This is a genomic window from Lysinibacillus sp. BF-4 (assembly GCF_000743635.1).
GTDB classification, from domain to species: Bacteria; Bacillota; Bacilli; order Bacillales_A; family Planococcaceae; genus Metalysinibacillus; species Metalysinibacillus saudimassiliensis.
The window spans coordinates 1-19,242 of record NZ_JPUW01000029.1; the positions used below are offsets into that span (position 1 = coordinate 1).

Below are 19,242 nucleotides of genomic sequence, written 5' to 3' on the forward strand. Positions count from 1 at the left end.
AAATTTTTTACATAAAAAAACAACCTACACACGTAGGTTGCTTTGTTTTACACCGCTACTGGCGCTTTAATGCTTGGGTGTGGATCATAGCCTTCAATTACTAAATCGTCTAGCGTCATATCAAAAATCGTAGCGTCCGCTGTGATGCGCAGCGTCGGCAAGTCGCGTGGTGTGCGCGACAGTTGTTCTTCGATTTGTGCGATATGGTTGTTGTAAATATGCACATCACCAAAGCTATGCACAAAATCACCAACGGCTAGCCCGCACTCATGCGCCACTAAATGCGTCAGTAACGCGTAGCTCGCGATATTAAACGGCACGCCTAAAAATGTATCCGCACTGCGTTGGTACAGCTGACAGCTTAACTTGCCATCTGCCACATGAAACTGGAAGAAAGCATGGCACGGTGGTAGCGCTGCGCGGTCTTCTTCTAAGTCTTCCGGATTCCATGCGGAAACAATAATACGACGTGAGTTAGGGTTATGCTTAATTTGGTCAATCGCCACTTGTAGTTGGTCAATGGTCTCGCCTGTCGATGTCGTCCAGTTGCGCCATTGTTTGCCGTACACATTGCCAAGATCACCATACTTACGCGCAAAGTCATCGTCCGTTAGAACGCGTTGTTGGTAGTGCGCCATTTGCTCGTCGTACTGCGCCTTAAACGCCTCGTCAACTAAGCTACGACGGCCAAAGTCGGTCATATCAGGGCCTGTGTACTCGCTTGAAGTCACCCATTTTTTAAAGGCCCACTCATCCCAAATATGATTGTTATGTTCAAGCAAATAGCGAATATTGGTATCGCCCTTAATAAACCACAATAGCTCACTCGCAATTAAACGAAAAGGTACGCGTTTTGTTGTAAGTAGCGGAAAGCCTTTCGTTAAATCAAAGCGCAGTTGATAGCCAAATAATGAGCGTGTACCTGTGCCTGTACGGTCGCCCTTTTGCGTGCCTTGCTCTAGCACATCGCGGCACATTTGCAAGTAGTGTTGTTCCATTTTTTCATCACTCCAATTTTTTTATTATAGCATGTTACATCTGAGAAGAAAAAAGGTATAGAAGCGAAAGGAGTGATTTTATGCAGTTACATCACGGGACATTATATTGGCCTGCAACGACGCCACCATTTGTAGCAGAAAAAATCAACGAGCCGCGCTCACATTATGACGCGGTAATTGTAGGCGCTGGGATGTCGGGCGCATTGACCGCGCATTATTTAATGCAACAAGGCTTAACGGTAGCGGTGCTTGATAAGCGTAACGCGGGCGAAGGAAGTACGAGCGCCAATACGGGGCTTTTGCAGTACAGCAATGACATTATGTTAAGTGAGTTAATCGAACAAATTGGCGAGCGCGATGCCGTACAATTTTATACACTGTGCTACGAAGCTATGCAAGATTTAGCGAAGATTGCCACACCACTCGCTTGTGACTTTGTACCACGCAACAGTATTTACTATGCGAGTAGTGCAGAAGATGAGCCGCGACTGCGCGATAATTTTGCGGCACTAACGAAACACGGCTTCCCTGTTAAAGAAAGTAACTTTAACGGACGGTACGCCTTAATTACGTCAGGTGATGCCGAAATTAACCCGCTCAAATTTGTACATGCCTTACTTGATGATGCTGAGCAGCACGGGGTGCACGTTTTTCCGTATACGGAGGTAACGGACAGCTTTGTGCGTGACAATGGCGTGTTGCTACATACTTCTATGGGTGATTTTACGGCGGATGCGGTTATTTATACAACAGGCTACGAAACACTGCCCGTTGGCAAGCGGGTACGTGCTGCCATTCACCGCTCCTACGTCATTGTAACAGAGCCGCTTGATGATCCGCCTGAGGCTATGATTTGGGAAACCGCCATTCCGTATTTATACATCCGCAAAACAGCGGACAATCGTTTAATTATTGGCGGGCTTGATGAGGATATTGCGACAGCACCTAGCGAGGCTAGCATTGCCAATCATGCCGAAACATTACAGCACCAAGCGGAGCAATTGCTTAAACGTGATTTGCCAATTGCCTACAGCTACGGCGCAACGTTTGGCGAGTCTGTAGATAATTTGCCCTTTATTGGCGCACACCCGACAAAGGCGCACCATTATTATTTACTTGGCTACGGTGGTAATGGGACGGTTTACAGTATGATGGGGGCTAAAATGTTGGCGCAATTAGTAAAGGGCGAAACGCCTATTGGCGCACATTTGGTTGATTTAACGGAGCGATTAGTATAATAAAAAAAGCGCGTTGTTGACTCGCAACAATGCGCTTTTAAAATTGTAGTACTTCGCCGTAGCGCGCTTTTAACTGCTTTTGCAAGGCGGGCGCTAGTGCGGTGTCTGTACGTAGTTGAATGTTCTGTGCGGCTGGCTGTGCCGTAACGCTTAAGTGGAGCGCGCTTGGCATCGTAAAATTATAATAGGACGCAATATCACGTTGCACATCATCTGCGATAGCAGTAAGTTCATCGGCTGACAGTTGCGCGGTCGCCTCAACGACTGCTCCCTCTGCCGTTAAAAAAGCCATGAGTGCTTCGTCCGCTTCCTTTAAATTAATATGTAGCCCATCATCCTCCTGCGTGGCATAGCCTAGTGCGCTGAGTGTGACGTGCTCGCCAAAAGTTTGCTGTAGGCGCTCGTTTAGCCCAGCAAACGCTGTTGTCTCTTGCTTGGGTGTTGTGAGCACGCCGTTTAAATTAATAAGCGCCAGCAATAGCCCTGTACTTGCCAAAATAGCGAGTAAATACTTCCACATCTTGCACCCTCCTTTCGTTTAGAAAGGTAGTATAGCACAAATTATTTGGTTTGTGGTTTAGGCTTTGGTACGCGCTGTTTTGGTGAGAGGCTCGCTGTTGCAAGAACAACCGAAGCAATCAGTGAGCTTGTTATTTTGACCTTCTTCACATCATCACACTCCTTGCCCCTACTATAGCGCGCTGTGTTCGTTCTCACTACTGACGAATGTTAATGATAAAGATAAATAAATTAAGGTTAAACAAAAACCCTCGATTTGCACACAAATCGAGGGTTTGATTAAGGTCGTATAAAGTTTTGGGTAACATAAGGGGCTTGCTCTGCATTAAATGCCGTACCAATGCCAAGATGCGTAAAGTCTGGCGTTAAAATATTGTCGCGGTGTCCCTTAGAGTCCATTAACCCTTCGTGCGATAAAATAATATTGGCATAGCCATAGCTAATATTTTCGCCTGACATATGCGGCGATAGCCCACCCCGTTTAATTCGGTCATGCGGCGCTTCACCGTTAAGGTTAGTATGGCTAAAATAATTGTTTTGTGCCATATCTACACTATGCAGCAAAGCAATTTGCGCAAGTTGCTCATGCCACAGTAATGGCTGCAATCCTTCTTGTACACGTGCCGCGTTGACTAACTCAAACATTAAGGCAGAAGCATCCTTAGCGTACACATCCGTTGGCGTACGGTAAAAGCCGTCCTTCGCTTGCTCAATATCCTCACGCACCCATAAAATCGCACGAATGCGGTCGCCCTCATGCACATCAATGATATAACTCACATAGCGCCCTTCGGTTAAATACGTCATTACGCGGTCGGTATCATTTAATTGATAGCGCACATTGCCTTTAATAATTTCGGTAATGGGCTCACCGTAGTTGGCGAGTACATCACTTTTTGTCATATTTACCGTAAGCGGTAGGTCAAACGTTTGGCTAGGTGTCATGGTATAGCCTGCCACAAGCTCACTGCCGCGCTTACCTGTTAAATAAAAATCTTGATAGTTGCCAGGCGCTTGCCATACAAAATCATAGTCACTCTCATACGTTGTGAGCGGCTTGTCTGTAACGGTAAATGTATAGCGTGTTTCTGCTAAGGCGCGCCCTGACGTACTTTTAATGCCCTCACTAAACACCGCCTCATACGCACCTGGCGCATACGGTGTGAGTGGCTTAATGGTAATGGTTTTTTGTTTGGCCGAAAGTTTAACTTGCCACGGCTGACCATCTCGTAAAATCTGCACATTGCCTATAATAGTAGTGACATCAATATCATCACTCAAAATGGCTGTAAAAACGTGGGTAGGTGCAACATCCTCACGATCTGCCGCAAGTACAGGCAGCGCAAGAACAAAGAAAAACAGTAGCGGTAATAGTTTTTTCATCGCATGCCCTCCAAATACGCGCGCATCACGTTGCGGCGATGTTTTACTTGGTGCTGATAGCTTAACCAAATCACAAATGGTGGCACGAGCGCATAAATTAGCAGCGCATACCATGTGCTAATCGTACCCGGTAGCGTTAAGCGCCACGCAAGCCCCGCCACATGAAAAACAAGTGTCAGCACAAATACAAGCAGGGGGTTGTAAATAAATAACCCACTACAAAGCGCGCCGAGTAAAAAATAAAAGCCGAGTCCCGCTACCACAAAGAGCCACGAAAATTGCTCCCCAGGTAACACAAAACTAACAAGCACCCCACCTGTCACCAACAGCATCACAGCTACAAACACAAAGAGCTGTGCGCGGTAGTTGGCGATTTTAACGTACGCTTGTTGATTAAACATTATAAATAGCGTTCCTTCTTTTTGTTGACGTCAAGCACGTCGATTTTCGCATCAATCGCAAGGGAAAGATTGCGCAAACGGTCTTGGATGGCGTTATAATCCACATCGCCTGCACCGCGCTGCATTACTTCAGTAAAATACGCTTCGTCAAAATTACCTGCTGTGCCAAACTGCGTAGCGGTATAGCGCTGTGCCACTTCGTTTGCCTCAGGTACTTGTTGTAAAATATTGTCGCGCAGCTCCCAAATGCTTGCGGGAATGTCCTCGCGATTTGCTAAAATTAAGCGCTGTGCGCCCCAGTTGCTATGGATAGAGGCGATTTCATTTCGCCATTTATATAAATACGGTACTGTCATGTTGTGACCTCACTTCACACAATATTTTGTAATGACTTTGCTTCCACGCACAATTACTTCGTTTAAGCCAAGTTGTTTTGCTTCTTTTTGTTTAGAAAATAACGGCACACCGTCACCTAAAAGTACAGGTAGTGTTGTAATGTGGTACTCGTCAATTAAGTTTTCGCGTTGTAATTGCCCCACTAGCGCTGTGCCACCGAGTAGCCAAATATCTTTGCCCTCTTGGGTTTTTAGCTCACGTACTACGTCACATACGGACGCATGGGTGTATGTAATGCGCTCGGTATTTTCGCGCTCACTACGTGTAAATACATACGAGTGTACATTTGGGTAAGGGTGGTGCTGACGCTCTATTTCGTTCACAATTTGATCATGCGTCACGCGCCCTAGTAATACCGTATCTACACTTGCGTGGAAGGTCGTTAAATCAAGCTCGCGCAAGTTTTCGGCAAGCTAGTCATAACTCCCCTTATTATCCGCAATGTAGCCGTCAAGACTTGTTGCCATATACACAATTAGTTTTCTCATGCCAATTCCCCCTTATTGTTACGTTTACTATACCATGTTTAGTACAGGCAAAAAAGTGCTCGCCTTCACGCAGGCCACAGCTTAGCCGATAGTAAGTGTAAGGAGGTGGCTAATGATGAAGGTAAATCCGAATCCATTGTTTGGTACGTTACCACGCGCTAAAGCGGAAACAGCGACGGAGGGTAAAGATTTTGAGCAATTGCTTATGCGTAGCTCACGTAAGTTTTCGAAAGGTATGACGAAGGCGGCTGTTACTAACCCTTATATTACGCGCCCTAATATGTCAGATGATGACGTGACCAAATTGATTAAACAGTTGCAAAAAATGTTGCAAGAGCTCCTTTTGTCGTTTGGTTTAACAAAAGACCCTAAGCTGTTAGCAGAGATCAAACGTGTGCAACAAGCGATTAAAGATTTGCAGGGCGGCATTGATACGAGCGAGCTCGAAAATCTGTACAACCGCGACTAAACATCGTATGATACAACTAATCACATAATTTTGCGGGGGAACTTTTCGGTTGAGAAGGCGTATGCCTGACCCTTTGAACCTGTTAGTTAATACTAGCGTAGGGAGCAAATTAGTATGCCGTTCTTTCGGTATATTTTTTCGTGCGCCCACACTAGTCGGCGCATTTTTTTGTGGACTTTTTTTACGCCTGTGTGATGGGTTGGGCTTTAGCAATTTTTACGGTTTGGTAAGGGTTTTAAGGTTGTGTATGAAGGCAAAGAACGCCTTTGCCGCTGTGGAATCCAGTGTAGTGAGCTAAATCCTTGGCTTATGCCACACTTTAATTCGAAGGAAAAATACTTCGGCTTCAAGTGCTTGCATGTCCAGCGGATTTGAACAAGCTCACTTCACATTTTAGGGTTCCAACGTCTATCGGAATTGACCAAGCCCTCTCCACTTTTAGGTTTTATCTAGTTTCGAAAGGCAGCTTCTTGTGTCATTTCACTTTTGTGTCTGAACGCAAAGAACGCGTTCAACCCAATTGGCTAGCCAACCCGACTAACTTCTTCCGCTGTTTCAATCAGTCATCAGAAAGCAAAAAAACGCTTTCGATGTCTGCTTTCCAACTGCATTGAAGTTGAACAGTCGTTTTGGCTTTTAAGAGTTCCAATGCCCTGTGAAGCTTAACGCCTTTCTCCACTTTTAGGTTTTATCTAGTTCCGAGGGCTAGCTTCTTCGGCTGTTTCGGTCAATCAACTGAAAGCAAAAAAACGCTTTCGTCGCTTGCCCTCCAACATCCATCGAAGCTTTCAAGCCCTCTCCACTTTTAGGTTTTAGGAGGTTTTTTTATGGGTTTAGGTTATGGTGTGCGGCAGGTTGGGCCGCTTGTGCATTGTATTACAAATACGGTGGTGGCGAATTTTACGGCGAATGGGTTGTTGGCTGTTGGGGCATCACCGATTATGGCGGATGCGCCTGAGGAAGCGGCGGCTATTACGGGGATTGCGAATGCGCTACTCGTCAATATTGGCACGCTCCACGCGCGTACGGTTGAGGCAATGAAACTTAGCGTACAGGCGGCAAATACAGCGGGCATCCCTGTGGTGCTTGATCCTGTTGGTGCGGGCGCGTCGCCTTATCGCCTTCATACCACGCAGGCTTTACTCAATTACCGCATTTCGTGCATTCGTTGTAATGCGGGTGAGCTTGCGGCGATTGCAGGGGTGGACTGGGCGGCAAAAGGTGTGGATGCCGGCAGTGGCACAGCAGATGTTGTCACACTGGCTAAACAAGTTGCTCACCGCTACCAAACGCTTGTCGCTGTTACAGGCGCGCGCGATATTGTAACGGACGGCACACGTGTTATTAAAATTTACGGCGGCAGTGAGCGCCTTACCCAAATTACAGGTGCTGGCTGTTTACTATCTGCCATTGTGGCGGCATTTTTAGCCGTCGAGCGCTCAATTGAAGCGGTTGCCTGCGCGATGCAGTTTTACAAACGTTGCGGCGAACAAACGCAAATGGCAACCTTTGGGGACATTAGTGCTTCCCTACTTACAGCACTACACACATTAAGTCAAAAAGGAGCGATGTCATATGAAAGTAGCTTTAACCATTGCAGGTTCTGATTCTGGCGGGGGCGCTGGTATTCAGGCTGATGTTAAAACGTTTCAAGAGCTCGGCACATTTGGGACGAGTGTTATTACAGCGATTACCGCACAAAATACATTAGGGGTGCATGATGTTCACCCTATTCCTACGGCTACCATTGCGGCACAGCTCGATGCGGTGCTAAGTGATTTTGAGGTGGCGGCAGCAAAAACAGGCATGTTGTTTTCGGCAGATATTATTGCGCTCGTTAGCGAAAAACTCACGGGGCGCAATATCCCACTTGTCATTGATCCTGTGATGATTGCTAAAGGCGGGGCTAGCTTGTTGCAACAGCAAGCGATCGAGGCAATGAAGACGTTGCTCATTCCGCTTGCGACCATTATTACGCCAAATATCCCTGAGGCGGAGGTACTTGCGGGGATGCCGATTAAAAATGAAGCGGATATGCAAGTGGCGGCGCAGCGTTTATTGGCGCTCGGTACACAAGTCGTCATTATTAAAGGTGGGCATGCGGTCAACCCGAGCCATGCGCGCGATTATATTGCGACTAAAGACGAGACCTTTATTGTCGAAACCCGCTTCGTGCCAACAACACAAACGCACGGCACAGGCTGTACCTTTTCGGCAGCCTTAACAGCGGAGCTCGCAAAAGGCGCAACTTTGCGCGAGGCTGTGGTAACAGCAAAACAATTTATCCAAAGCGCCATTGCGCACCAACTGCATCTCGGCGCTGGGCATGGGCCTACCAATCACAGTGCCTTTAAGCGCTTTGAGCCATTTGAGGTGACCATTTATGAAGCGTGAGCAATTGCATACGTATTTTATTATGGGGAGCGAAAACTGCGACGAGCCCCTGCACGTACTTGAGCAAGCTTTGCAGGCAGGTGTGACTTGCTTTCAGCTCCGCGAAAAAAACCTAACAGGCGAAGCGCGCTTACAATTTGCTAAAGCGTGTCAGGCGCTGTGCCAACGCTACGCTGTGCCGTTTATTGTCAATGACGATGTAGCATTAGCCGTACAATTACAAGCAGACGGTGTGCATGTTGGGCAAGACGACCTTGCCGCGGCAGAGGCACGCAAGCAATTACCACATGGCATCCTTGGTGTGTCGGCACATAACGAAGCAGAAATTGCGCAGGCTATTGCGGACGGTGCGGATTATGTGGGCATTGGCCCCATCTTTGCGACCACCTCTAAACCTGATGCTAAAACGCCTTGCGGTACAACGGCACTACGCGCGATGCACGAGCGCTTCCCTAGCCTACCAAAAGTTGCAATTGGCGGCATTACACCAGCTAATGCGCGTGCGGTGCGCGCTACAGGTGTGGACGGCGTGGCGGTGATTTCTGCTATTGCAGGAGCACCAGATATTTTAGCGGCGGTAAAAGCATTCAATTTATAAACATTTCGTGGTACTATAAGTACAGTGAGGTGGTTAACATGATTAATGTATTACGCACGAAGCAACATGCGTTGTTTCCATTAAAGGTAACACTCGCACTCGTTGGGCTAACCATGTTGTTTTTTGTACTTGGCACATTATTGCCTGATGCTAGCACATTGTACGAAGTATTATTAATACTTTCAGGCGCAGGCTTTTTAGTAGCGCTAGTACTTGGCTTTGTGACACATAATAAAAATGTAATGATTATTAATACGATTGTTAGCGTGTCATTTGTAGCCATTGTTGGTGTTTTACTGAATTATGTATAACAAAGGAAATCAGTGCCTACATACGCGGTGCTGATTTTTTATTTGGAGGAGGGATTTGTATGATAGCGCAACAACACCTAGTTACCCAGCTGATTGCTAAGCAACGTGTGCTAATTGTACAGCCAATGGGCTGGGGCAAGCGCCGTATTTACGAGCAAGCCACAAAGAAATTGCGCGCGCAAAACGAAGGGGTCACTGTAGTAATTAGCCCCATTCAGTCTACGATGGCGGACAGCGCAGTGATTGACCGCACAACTAATCAAACCTTTGCGGAGCGACAGCAACTGATTTATGCGTGCAACACACAACGCTGTCAGTTTTTATTTATTTCGCCTGAGCAACTAGCAGATGATAGCTTATTTGCGCTATTAAGTCAGCTACGTATTGCGCTACTTGTTATTGAGGAGGCCCATCACCTTTCTCGCATTGGTACAACAAGTGATCCCCATTACCGCCGGATTGCACAGCTTTTAACCATTTTACCCGAAAATATTCGCGTGCTTGCCACAACCGCAACGGCTAATCGTCGCGTAACAGAGGATATTGCGAAACACCTTGGCTCACCGATTATTGTCAAAGGCTCACTTAGCCTAACATCGCTTCATTTACATAAGCTTTTAGTGCCGACAACGGAGCAAAAATACGCGTGGCTGAAACAAAACGCCACGCACTTTACTAAGCCCACACTCATTTATGCCGCCACTGTGCGCGAGTGTGAGCGCATTGCGGACTGGCTTCGTTTGCTTGGTTTACGCGTGGGGCTTTACCCTAAACAAACACAAGCCTTTATGGACAACCAGCTTGACGTCTTGCTTTGTACCACCGCTACCACTACGATTTTTACTAAGGGTGATGTGCAAACCGTCATCCATTATGACCGACCACTGTCGATTGTGACGTACTACCAGCAAATTAGTAATGCGGGGCGCAGCATCCCCCGTGCAAACTGCATTATTTTATACAAGGAAAAATTTGCGCCACTGCCAAAACCAAGCTTTAAACAAGCGCAATACCAAGAGATTATTACCTTTATTGAAGGCTTTGACGGCGTTACATTGCCCACACTTAAAGCAGCTATTAACTATAAGGACAGCGTCATACAAGATAGCTTGACGCGTGCTGTAATGGATGGGTTGCTCGAAAAAGAACGCAACACCTACTACCGCACACCAAAGCCGTATATTTTACAACAAGCGTATACACGCCATGTCGAGCAAGCGCGTCAGCTGGAGTATAATGGGCTGAGCTATATGCTACAAACTAACGGCTGTTTAATGCAAACGACAGCAACGACGCTAGATGATACCGAGGCACGCCCTTGCGGAAAGTGTAGTTACTGCACGCAATTATCACCAACGATTGACCGTATTGAGCGCGAGGCTGTGCAAGAAGTAAAGCAATTTTTTGAGGCACGCACGACTGTTTTTATGCCCCATAAAAAATCAGCCATGACCAATCGTCCGCTTCGTCAACGCTTTACAACAGGGCTTGCGCTCAGCTATAGTGACGAGCCGCTTGGCAAAGCCATCTACGACGAAAAATTTAACGACGGCATATTTTCTCAAGCTACCATTGACCGCGTGGTACAACTGCTTCAACCACTTTGTGACAGTCAAACGGTTATTGTCCCTATCCCATCTACACGTCACACGACGCTTGTGCCTACGCTTGCTAAGCAAGTCGCACAAGCCCTTGGCGTGGCCTATAGCATGTGCTTTAGCAAACAAAAAGACACAGCCGTACAAAGTAAATGTTTAAACGAAGCACAACAAGAACAAAACATTCGTCACCATTTAGTACTTGCGCCTGCTACTGATTTTAGCGACCAGCACGTCATCTTACTGGATGACTTTGTTGACTCACGCTGGACCTTTGCGGTAGCGGCGGATGTGCTCCATACCACAGCACCGCGTCAAATTACCGCAGTTGCACTTGTGGATCAAAGTACAACATAATTGAAAGGAGCCTACTTTGTATGGCCTTTACCCAATGCGAGCGCGCCATTTATTTATTTTGTGCGCCGCTCAATCAAACCCGAACAACGCCACTCACTGTAGCAGAGTGGCATATTGTCCGCGAAATGTTAGAAGAACACCGCGCGCAACCTAAACAATTATTAACCTCTACCCTTGCATTACCTGAGCGTATCGCGCAAAAGATTACAGCGCGTCAACAATTAGGGCTTGCGCTTTATGAGTTAGAGAGTGCCATCCATAAAGGCTACCGCATTATGTTTGATTACGCCATGCCACGTCGCATTTTGCGTGTGCCACGTAATGCGCGCCCCCCTTATTTGTATTATGTCGGGGATCTTTCGCTTTGTGCGATGCCTTCTGTCCTTGCGGTGTTTCAAACGGAGTTACTTGTACAACTCGAGCCACATACTATTATGACACCGTACTATGATGAGCACGTTGCGAGTTACTTACAGCGCGGAGGACGCGTGATTATTACCGCTGACGAAGGGCTTAATTTTTGGACGCGGCAGCACCAAATACGCCGCTTCATCCAACAAGGTCAGCTCCTTATTACGACCTTACAACCCGTATCAACAACAGGGCAACCTACAACCGATTACTTTACACTATGCCAGTGGCTAGCGGATGCTGTATTAATTAGTGATACACCACTCGACGGGGAGCTGTTTGAGCGTGTCGTTGCTAACTGTGAGCACCAATGGTCAACCATTTATGTTACAGGCACAGGCGAAGCAATCGATGCCCTTACCCAAACGGCACAAGCAACACCATTCACCACAATGGACGCCGTACGCAAAGGGCATCGCACAAATGAGCCCGCCCGCTTTGCCGAATTAGTGCAGTTACTCACACCAACCACTTTACCTGCTTGGCAAACTGCGCTACACGATGCCCTTGCAGAAGCAAGCAAGCACGCCAGCAAAGATGAGCTAAGTGCGGCAATCCACGCTTATTTTACACAATCTTGACATTCGTAGCATAACGAATGTCTTTTTTCACACAAAAAACGAGGGGATGCACTCCCCTCGCTTTACTTATACGCTCGCGTACTGGCTACGCAGTTCAACTTTTAAAATTTTGCCTGACGGGTTACGCGGCAGCTCGTCAACAAAGCGCACAGACTTGGGCTTTTTATAACTCGCTAAACGCCCTTCACAGAAATTAATAATGTCTTGTTCTGTTACTGTCTTACCCTCTTTTAACGCAACGACGGCTTGCACAGACTCGCCCCATACAGGATCTGGCACGCCAATCACTGCCACCTCTAGTACGTCAGGATGGTGGTATAAAACATCCTCAATCTCACGCGGGTAAATATTAACCCCACCGCTAATCAGCATGTCTTTTTTACGGTCAATAATATAGTAGTACCCCTCTGTATCTTGCATCGCCAACTCCCCAACAGAGAAGTAGCCATTCCAAAAGGCTTGCTTTGTTGCCTCTGGATTACGGTAATACTCATCTAATAAGTAAGGCCCTTTAAAGTAAAGCTCGCCTACCTCCCCCACTTTAACGGGCTGCTTATCATCATCCACAATAATGCACTCCACAAATGGGAAGGGTTGCCCAACTGAGCCGTCCTTACTAATATCCTTAGGCTTAATATTTAACGTTACTGCACTTTCCGTTGCGCCGTAAAACTCATGTAAATCGACACCTGGGAAGTACTCAACAATTTTATACTTCGTTTGCGTTGGTAGTGCTGAGCCTGCCGAAATAAATACGCGCAGTGAACTCGCATCATACTTTTTAATCGTTTCCTCTGGTAAATTAACAAGGAAATTATACATCGTTGGCGCCATAAATGTATTGGTAATGCCGTATTTTTGCACATCCGCTAAAAACTTCTCTGGGCGGTAGGCTTCCTCTACAATAATTGTGCCGCCTGCCGTCAGTTGTGTCATAAGGAAAATCCACGGTGCTGCATGGTAAATCGGCCCAACAACTGCATGAACATCCGACTCATCAATCTTATACTCTGCCGCTGTCACAAGTGCCGTTAGCATACGTGAGCGATGCGAAATGACAACGCCCTTTGGCTTGCCCGTTGTACCTGATGTGTAACCAAAATACATCGTATCCGTTTCGACCACATCACTTGGTGGCACGTCTGGTGCGCCGCTTTGTAAAAATGCCTCGTAGGTTTCGCCTACGACTAGCATCGTATCAATTTGTGCCGTGACATCGCCAATGCGCCCGTACTCCGCCACATACTCAGGCGTTGTAATGTAAGCGCGGCTCTCTGAGTGCTCTACAATGTACGCAATCTCAGGTCCTACCGCACGGAAGTTAATCGGCACGATAATTACCCCAATTTTCGATAAGCCGACGATAATTTCAATATATGTACCGTTATTTTTCATCATAACAGCAACCTTGTCACCCTTTTTATAGCCTTGTGCTAAAAAAGCATTCGCTAGGCGATTGCCACGCTCGTTTAGTTCCTCATACGTGTACAAGGTGTCCTCAAACACGACCGCTGTCTTATTACGGTATTTTACTGCGTTTTGATTCATGACGTTTCCGAATGTTAACATAGCTACTACCCCTTTGTGTGTAATATTTCTACTTCATCCCAAATATTGTGACGTTATTTTCATAAAATCATTTTTTACAATAACGTTACTTACTATCTTAACGAATATTCAGACCATTTATCATAAGCTATACTACCCAAAATACAAAATAATTTTCTATTTATTTTGTTAATTAATAATGAAACTTTGTACTTTTCTTTGATTCCAACTATTTCCCATACTATTACACACAAGCTATTGGATTTATGCATATCCTGCATAACTAAAAAAACGCAGCTTAATAGCCACGTTTCCCATGTACATTACGCCAAACATTTATGAGAAATAGTAGCACAGACAAAGCTACCGCACTCCCACCAATCCATACTACCGGCTGCAACATAAATTTTAATGAGGGTACATAAATAATAAACATCCCAACTAATAAAATAGGTAGCCCAATGTTATAAAGCCAAAACTGTGTTTTTGCGAGCGCAGTTTCGCCTGCTCTCGGATAAACTGAATAAATTACGCCAATTGTTGCGGTGGTAAGCCAGCCCACTACATTAATATGTGCGTGTGTAGCGGCCCATTGTAATTGCACAGTGGCATGCATAAATAGCCCAAAGCCAATCCCTACTGCCAAATATACGACTGATAATTTAATCCATCTCGCGCCCATTGTCTCACTCCCTTTATGTAATAAATACCCGCTGACTATGCGCGCAAACAAAAAAGCCACTCAACCAAAGTTGAGTGACGGCTAATTATTTTGTGCTAATGCTTGGTGCTGGTGGCGCGTTATAAACGCGTGAGTGAGGGTCAACGGAATGCGTTAGCCAAATATTACTGCCAATGACCGTGTCATGCCCTACAGTTGTTTTGCCACCTAAAATCGTTGCGCCCGCATAAATGACCACATTGTCTTCAATATCAGGGTGACGTTTAACGCCCTTAATCGGGTTGCCTTCTTCATCAAGTGGGAAACTAAGTGCGCCAAGCGTTACGCCTTGGTACACCTTGACATTATTGCCAATCGTACATGTTTCGCCAATCACAACACCTGTGCCGTGATCAATAAAGAACGACTCGCCAATCGACGCACCTGGGTGAATGTCAATGCCCGTCAGCTGATGCGCGTACTCTGACATAATACGTGGTACGATTTTGACATCAAGCTTGTATAATTCGTGGGCAATACGGTGGAAGCTCACTGCCGTAATTGTCGGGTAGCTAAGTAAAATCTCCTCCGTTGATACTGCCGCTGGGTCGCCGTTATATGCCGCTTGGATATCCGTTTGGATTTTGCGACGAATTTCAGGAAACTCGTCAATAAGCGCCATCACAATGCGCTCTGCCTCCGCACGACATTTTTTTTCGCAGTCCGCAAAATTATTATAAATCAATACGCGTTGTAAAATATCACGCAAATCTAGCGCCGACTTACGAATATTGTTGCTGATGGCAACATTAATGCGCGTGTGATCGACGGGCTTATGAGTATACGTCCCAGGGAACAACACTTTATGGAAGGTATGCAAAATCTCATATACCTTGTCGCGCCCCTTAAAGCCGATTGAGTTTTCGATATCAAAATGTGTTTCATTCATTTCCGTCAATGCATTCGCAATGCCGGGTACTTTTGTATTTAGCCAATCCTGTAATTCCATATTCGCACCCCTAACCTGTAATGTACCCTACATTGTACACCCTTTTGCCGAAAAATGCTTTGATAAGTCTACTGTAAAAAACCTTGATTAGGATGTTCACGGTAAAAAGCATCCGCTTCAGGGTTATAAAAAGATATATTTTAAAAAAAGCCGTATGACCTTTAGTGTTGGGTTATAGCTTCTCTACCACTGCAAAATGTTATCCGTAAAGTTGCACATGCGCCCCGCTGGCATTTCCATTAACTCGCTTACCTACGCCTGCATAATGCGCGCAAAAAAGTCGTGCATACGCGCGGTATCTGTAATGTGCGTGTTACACTGCACGGCATCCGTACAAATATAGTTGCTATGCGTGGTGAAGGTGTCCATCACTTTACCTTTAACCTTCGTTGTAAATAGCGCTACTTGTTGGTGTTGCTGGCAAATCGCACAAATGCCTTTAATCGTTTCGTTAGCGTATACACCCTTTAGCGCATAGTGCGTACCGTTTTGCTCGGCAATGATATAGCGACGGTGCGAGCCGCTATCATCCCATGCCACATAGCACAGTGCTTGGTAATCAAGTGCTAATGCAGGCACTTTAAGCTTTTTATCCTTTTTAAAAAGCGCCTTAACGGTTTTTGCCGTTAGCTCGCCAAAAGGTTGCACTAGTGGCTTTAACTCCTCAAGTACAGCCTCACCAGCCGCTGCGTCGGTCATCGTTGTTAATTGTGTGACGCTACGAGCTGGTAACTGCGTGGCTAACTCATTTTCCGCAAGCCCGCGCACTGCCGCAATCACATGTCTATCTTGCGTCGTCGCCAGCGCATGGGCGATTTTTTTCATTTGTTGGTGGGCTAAATTATATTGCGCTACTGTTAGTAGATACTGTGTCATGATATTCATCCTTTGATTCGTAGTATTTTTCTACACTAAGCGTTTGCTTTTCGTCTGTCAATACATAAGCTATAGCTATAATTTTGCATTTTTTGTATGATATAGGAACATAATAATAGAAGAACCACAACCTGAGCCTGTAGCCCTTGAGGTAAATGAGGGCGCATGTTTAGAAATTGCCGGGCTCATCTCTAGTTATCTTTACACGTATGCAGCAGGCATATATGCAACAACGCTTTACCCTTACTTTTGGATTAGACATAGAAGATTATAGCATTCTTGATATCGAGGAGATTGGCGAGTCTCGCTTCGGTGTTACCGTTTTGGAAAACATTGGATGGAAGAAGCGGGCGTTGCGCGCGATATCGAACAAACCAGCTACTACACCGTTGATTTACAGTTGCTGTGATGCGCATCATTTGCGCCATTTACGCTATACTAAGGTAAAAGGGAGGCGATGAGGTTGAAGATTATTGTAACGAGTTTATTTGTGGCAGATCAACAACAGGCACTGGAATTTTACACCGAAAAACTTGGCTTTGTGAAGAAGGAAGACGTACCCGCTGGCGAGTTTCGCTGGATTACGGTGGTAAGCCCTGAGGACGAAAACGGTGTGGAGTTGGTACTTGAGCCTAACAACAATGACATTGCACGCGAGTACCAACAGCGTCTTGTTGAGGCAGGCATCCCCGCTACGATGTTTGGCGTCGATAATTTGCTTGAGACCTACGCAAATCTGACAGCACAAGGCGTACACTTCACAATGCCACCGACCGAAGCGGGCTTCGTCACTATCGCCGTCCTCGATGATACGTGCGGCAACTTGATTCAGTTAGTACAAGGATAAATAATCCAAAAAGGAGAAGCGATTTTCAAAATCGCCTCTCCTTTTTAATTCACCATTATTTGTATTTAAGCAATTAATAGTTTATCTTTTACTATGATATTTAATATTTGGTCCATAAAAATCATCATCTACTAAAGTATAGGACCTTTCCGGATAGCTAAGTTTATTACAAGAAGGACAATGAACTTCCCACTCATCACTAACTTGAATATTATAATTATTTGTAGGGTATTTGTATAAAGGTCTAGGATAAACATAGCTTCCACATTCACTTATTAAATTATTTCGGTTATTAAAGGAACAATCACTACAAAAGTTAGCTACCCACAGCTCATTACAATAATCACACGTATAGTGCGTTTTCCAAACTTGTTTTTTCTTTTTAAAATTATCCTTTATGTTGATTACTTTATAGTTCTTTTGCTCACCTTTCCCTACTTTTCCACATTGAGGGCAACAGTTCGTGTAATTACTACCTTCATGGAGTAATCTTTTAAAATATATAGATAAATTATTGCTATCAAATGGTGCTAAATAAAAATGAGCTAGCTTATGATAAGTATAATGTGGTAATAATTTGTCAGGTTTTACATTCCAGTTTGTGCTTTTTCTATCTAAATGCACAAGCGTTGCGGACTGTATTACATACTTCGGACGTAATAGTTCCTTCAAATAACGATATGCTGAGCGTTCTAAGTCTTTCATATAAACATTTCGCCCAACTTCCATAGTTGAATAATCCTTATATTTTACGTCTAGCGTATGGAATGACCATCCACTAGATATATTTTTGTTTTTAAATCCAATTACAAAATCAGGACGGTATTTATTTTTTGAAAATTCATAATCATAATATATTGCTATATCAAAGGGGCGATTTGGTAAGTGAAACCTTTTACGATATCCACTAATATTAACAGTATTTAAATTACTATATTTCCGCTCTAAATCCCTAATAAATTCTTTTGGATTTAATCCCCATTGCATTAAATACTGTACAATTTTTAAAAGAACCCATACTTCGTAGAGTGTTGGGGATCTCAATAAATTTTCAACAAACAATCGAAATGTTGATGTTAACTCTGGTAACAATTGTTCGTATTGATTATAAATATCATACAATTCACTATAGTAAGCATGCATGCGAAATAAATAAGTTTCTTCTAATAACTCGCTCTCTACTGCCATTAACTGATTTTCTAACATAATTTCAATTCTTTTAATTATTTCGTGCCACTTTTGGTTACGCATTTCTAATAATTGAATATCTTTCTTCAATATTTTATGTAACCGTCTAGGTTGAACAGTTAATTCACCTTTTGTTTGAGAAAGCATTAATAATAGCTCACTAGCTTCTAATTCAAACATTTTTCTTTGCTGCTGTTCTAATTTTAATTCATTTGTCGCACGCTTTAAATATTCATCTAGCATAAATTTAACCATTCGATTTTCACGAATATCTGTACACTTTTCATTTATCAATGCCCTAACTTTACCTTGTTTCTTCAATGCTTCGTCTATTATAAGCGTAGGTGTCCATTTCGTAACATCTTTCACGTGGATTTTTTTTACAATTTGACGCAATTCAACTTCCGGCTTTTGACACAGTTCACTTAATAATATTTCAGTATCTTCAACTAATTGGCTAAAAGTACTCAGTGGAAATAATGGTATTTGAACACGACGCAATAAATTCTTTCTATTAAATTTATCATCAGTTAAATCATAAGAAAACATTTCAAATAAATAACTAACCTCTTGCTGCATTAATTGATACTCTTCTATTGACATTGTACCTGGAGTAATATTTACAGTTACTTTCTCTATCTCTTCATATTTCTGATTCAACGCTACAATCTCAAACTTACCACCAACATTAATGCCAAATATACTATGTGATTTATTCATAAAATCATTTTCTATCCAATCATTACTTTTTTGATACCATATTCCTGTCAATGTATCATAAGTAAGTGATAATATATTTTTCTCAAATTGTCGAACAAATACTTCATTAGCTTCTACTTTTACACCTATTTGAGTAAATTTTTTCTTTATACTGTTATACTCACATGAAAAATAGTCTTTTCCATCAAAATAAAGCTCTTCTTTACATTTCAACTCATTGTTTACAACAATATGAAATAACTTCATTTTAC

The 19,242-nt window shown here is 44.2% G+C and carries 21 protein-coding genes and 1 riboswitch; of the genes, 10 read left to right on the forward strand and 11 right to left on the reverse strand.

Features of this window, described 5'->3' with window-relative positions; genetic code table 11:
* Nucleotides 1-47: 47 nt before the first annotated feature.
* Nucleotides 48-998, reverse strand: coding sequence for a thymidylate synthase (locus CH76_RS09630; protein ID WP_036145475.1), 951 nt, complete (start codon nucleotides 996-998; stop codon nucleotides 48-50).
* A gap of 80 nt (nucleotides 999-1,078) precedes the next feature.
* Between CH76_RS09630 and CH76_RS09635 the strand changes: the two genes are divergently transcribed.
* A complete protein-coding gene (locus tag CH76_RS09635) occupies nucleotides 1,079-2,236 on the forward strand; it encodes an FAD-binding oxidoreductase (RefSeq protein ID WP_036145478.1) in 1,158 nt (385 codons plus the stop codon).
* Nucleotides 2,237-2,273: 37 nt separating this feature from the next.
* Here CH76_RS09635 and CH76_RS09640 read toward each other — a convergent pair whose 3' ends face one another.
* The 5 genes from CH76_RS09640 to CH76_RS09660 all read right to left on the reverse strand — a co-directional run bounded on the left by CH76_RS09640 (nucleotide 2,274) and on the right by CH76_RS09660 (nucleotide 5,336).
* Nucleotides 2,274-2,756, reverse strand: coding sequence for a hypothetical protein (locus tag CH76_RS09640; protein ID WP_036145481.1), 483 nt, complete (start codon nucleotides 2,754-2,756; stop codon nucleotides 2,274-2,276).
* A gap of 278 nt (nucleotides 2,757-3,034) precedes the next feature.
* A complete protein-coding gene (locus tag CH76_RS13525; protein ID WP_051910302.1) occupies nucleotides 3,035-4,138 on the reverse strand; it encodes a CAP domain-containing protein in 1,104 nt (367 codons plus the stop codon).
* Nucleotides 4,135-4,539 (reverse strand): hypothetical protein, encoded by a 405-nt coding sequence (locus tag CH76_RS13835; protein WP_036145483.1) that lies wholly within the window; start codon nucleotides 4,537-4,539, stop codon nucleotides 4,135-4,137. The genes CH76_RS13525 and CH76_RS13835 overlap by 4 nt, the downstream gene beginning before the upstream one ends.
* Nucleotides 4,539-4,895, reverse strand: a complete 357-nt coding sequence (locus CH76_RS09655) for a hypothetical protein (protein WP_036145485.1) — start codon at nucleotides 4,893-4,895, stop codon at nucleotides 4,539-4,541. The genes CH76_RS13835 and CH76_RS09655 overlap by 1 nt, the downstream gene beginning before the upstream one ends.
* 9 nt (nucleotides 4,896-4,904) lie before the next feature.
* The gene (locus CH76_RS09660) at nucleotides 4,905-5,336 is read right to left on the reverse strand and encodes a dihydrofolate reductase family protein (protein ID WP_051910303.1); all 432 of its coding nucleotides are present in this window, start codon (nucleotides 5,334-5,336) and stop codon (nucleotides 4,905-4,907) included.
* 199 nt (nucleotides 5,337-5,535) lie between these two features.
* Between CH76_RS09660 and CH76_RS09665 the strand changes: the two genes are divergently transcribed.
* The 7 genes from CH76_RS09665 (at nucleotide 5,536) to CH76_RS09695 (ending at nucleotide 12,142) form a co-directional block, all read left to right on the forward strand.
* Nucleotides 5,536-5,892: a hypothetical protein gene (locus CH76_RS09665; protein ID WP_152553321.1), complete on the forward strand. Its 357-nt coding sequence runs from the start codon at nucleotides 5,536-5,538 to the stop codon at nucleotides 5,890-5,892.
* Nucleotides 5,893-5,916: 24 nt separating this feature from the next.
* A riboswitch (TPP riboswitch) is annotated at nucleotides 5,917-6,013 on the forward strand.
* A gap of 706 nt (nucleotides 6,014-6,719) precedes the next feature.
* The gene (gene thiM, locus CH76_RS09670) at nucleotides 6,720-7,499 is read left to right on the forward strand and encodes a hydroxyethylthiazole kinase (RefSeq protein ID WP_036145489.1); all 780 of its coding nucleotides are present in this window, start codon (nucleotides 6,720-6,722) and stop codon (nucleotides 7,497-7,499) included.
* On the forward strand, nucleotides 7,468-8,286 hold the full coding sequence (thiD, locus tag CH76_RS09675) for a bifunctional hydroxymethylpyrimidine kinase/phosphomethylpyrimidine kinase (protein WP_036145490.1): 819 nt from the start codon (nucleotides 7,468-7,470) through the stop codon (nucleotides 8,284-8,286). The genes thiM and thiD overlap by 32 nt, the downstream gene beginning before the upstream one ends.
* Entirely contained in the window at nucleotides 8,276-8,884 is a 609-nt protein-coding gene (thiE, locus tag CH76_RS09680) for a thiamine phosphate synthase (protein WP_036145492.1), read from the forward strand. Before thiD ends, thiE begins: the two co-directional genes overlap by 11 nt.
* A 38-nt stretch (nucleotides 8,885-8,922) precedes the next feature.
* Nucleotides 8,923-9,195 (forward strand): hypothetical protein, encoded by a 273-nt coding sequence (locus tag CH76_RS09685; protein WP_036145493.1) that lies wholly within the window; start codon nucleotides 8,923-8,925, stop codon nucleotides 9,193-9,195.
* A gap of 59 nt (nucleotides 9,196-9,254) precedes the next feature.
* Nucleotides 9,255-11,150 carry a DEAD/DEAH box helicase gene (locus CH76_RS09690; protein WP_036145495.1) on the forward strand — a complete coding sequence of 632 codons (1,896 nt, stop codon included), beginning with the start codon at nucleotides 9,255-9,257 and terminating at the stop codon, nucleotides 11,148-11,150.
* 20 nt (nucleotides 11,151-11,170) lie between these two features.
* The gene (locus CH76_RS09695; RefSeq protein ID WP_036145496.1) at nucleotides 11,171-12,142 is read left to right on the forward strand and encodes a hypothetical protein; all 972 of its coding nucleotides are present in this window, start codon (nucleotides 11,171-11,173) and stop codon (nucleotides 12,140-12,142) included.
* Nucleotides 12,143-12,208: 66 nt separating this feature from the next.
* Here the strand turns inward: CH76_RS09695 and CH76_RS09700 are convergent, their stop codons facing one another.
* The 4 genes from CH76_RS09700 to CH76_RS09715 form a co-directional block, all read right to left on the reverse strand.
* Complete coding sequence (locus CH76_RS09700; protein WP_036145497.1) at nucleotides 12,209-13,711, reverse strand: class I adenylate-forming enzyme family protein; 1,503 nt, start codon at nucleotides 13,709-13,711, stop codon at nucleotides 12,209-12,211.
* A 277-nt stretch (nucleotides 13,712-13,988) separates the two neighbouring features.
* On the reverse strand, nucleotides 13,989-14,372 hold the full coding sequence (locus tag CH76_RS09705) for a hypothetical protein (RefSeq protein WP_036145500.1): 384 nt from the start codon (nucleotides 14,370-14,372) through the stop codon (nucleotides 13,989-13,991).
* A gap of 85 nt (nucleotides 14,373-14,457) precedes the next feature.
* Complete coding sequence (gene epsC, locus CH76_RS09710; RefSeq protein ID WP_036145503.1) at nucleotides 14,458-15,360, reverse strand: serine O-acetyltransferase EpsC; 903 nt, start codon at nucleotides 15,358-15,360, stop codon at nucleotides 14,458-14,460.
* A gap of 252 nt (nucleotides 15,361-15,612) precedes the next feature.
* Nucleotides 15,613-16,236, reverse strand: coding sequence for a FusB/FusC family EF-G-binding protein (locus CH76_RS09715; protein WP_036145506.1), 624 nt, complete (start codon nucleotides 16,234-16,236; stop codon nucleotides 15,613-15,615).
* 176 nt (nucleotides 16,237-16,412) lie between these two features.
* On the opposite strand from CH76_RS09715, the gene CH76_RS09720 reads away from it, so the two are divergent.
* Nucleotides 16,413-16,697 (forward strand): hypothetical protein, encoded by a 285-nt coding sequence (locus CH76_RS09720; protein ID WP_152553322.1) that lies wholly within the window; start codon nucleotides 16,413-16,415, stop codon nucleotides 16,695-16,697.
* A 2-nt stretch (nucleotides 16,698-16,699) separates the two neighbouring features.
* The gene (locus tag CH76_RS09725; RefSeq protein WP_036145511.1) at nucleotides 16,700-17,083 is read left to right on the forward strand and encodes a VOC family protein; all 384 of its coding nucleotides are present in this window, start codon (nucleotides 16,700-16,702) and stop codon (nucleotides 17,081-17,083) included.
* 81 nt (nucleotides 17,084-17,164) lie between these two features.
* Here CH76_RS09725 and CH76_RS09730 read toward each other — a convergent pair whose 3' ends face one another.
* Nucleotides 17,165-19,237 (reverse strand): nuclease domain-containing protein, encoded by a 2,073-nt coding sequence (locus CH76_RS09730; RefSeq protein ID WP_036145514.1) that lies wholly within the window; start codon nucleotides 19,235-19,237, stop codon nucleotides 17,165-17,167.
* Nucleotides 19,238-19,242 lie beyond the last annotated feature (5 nt).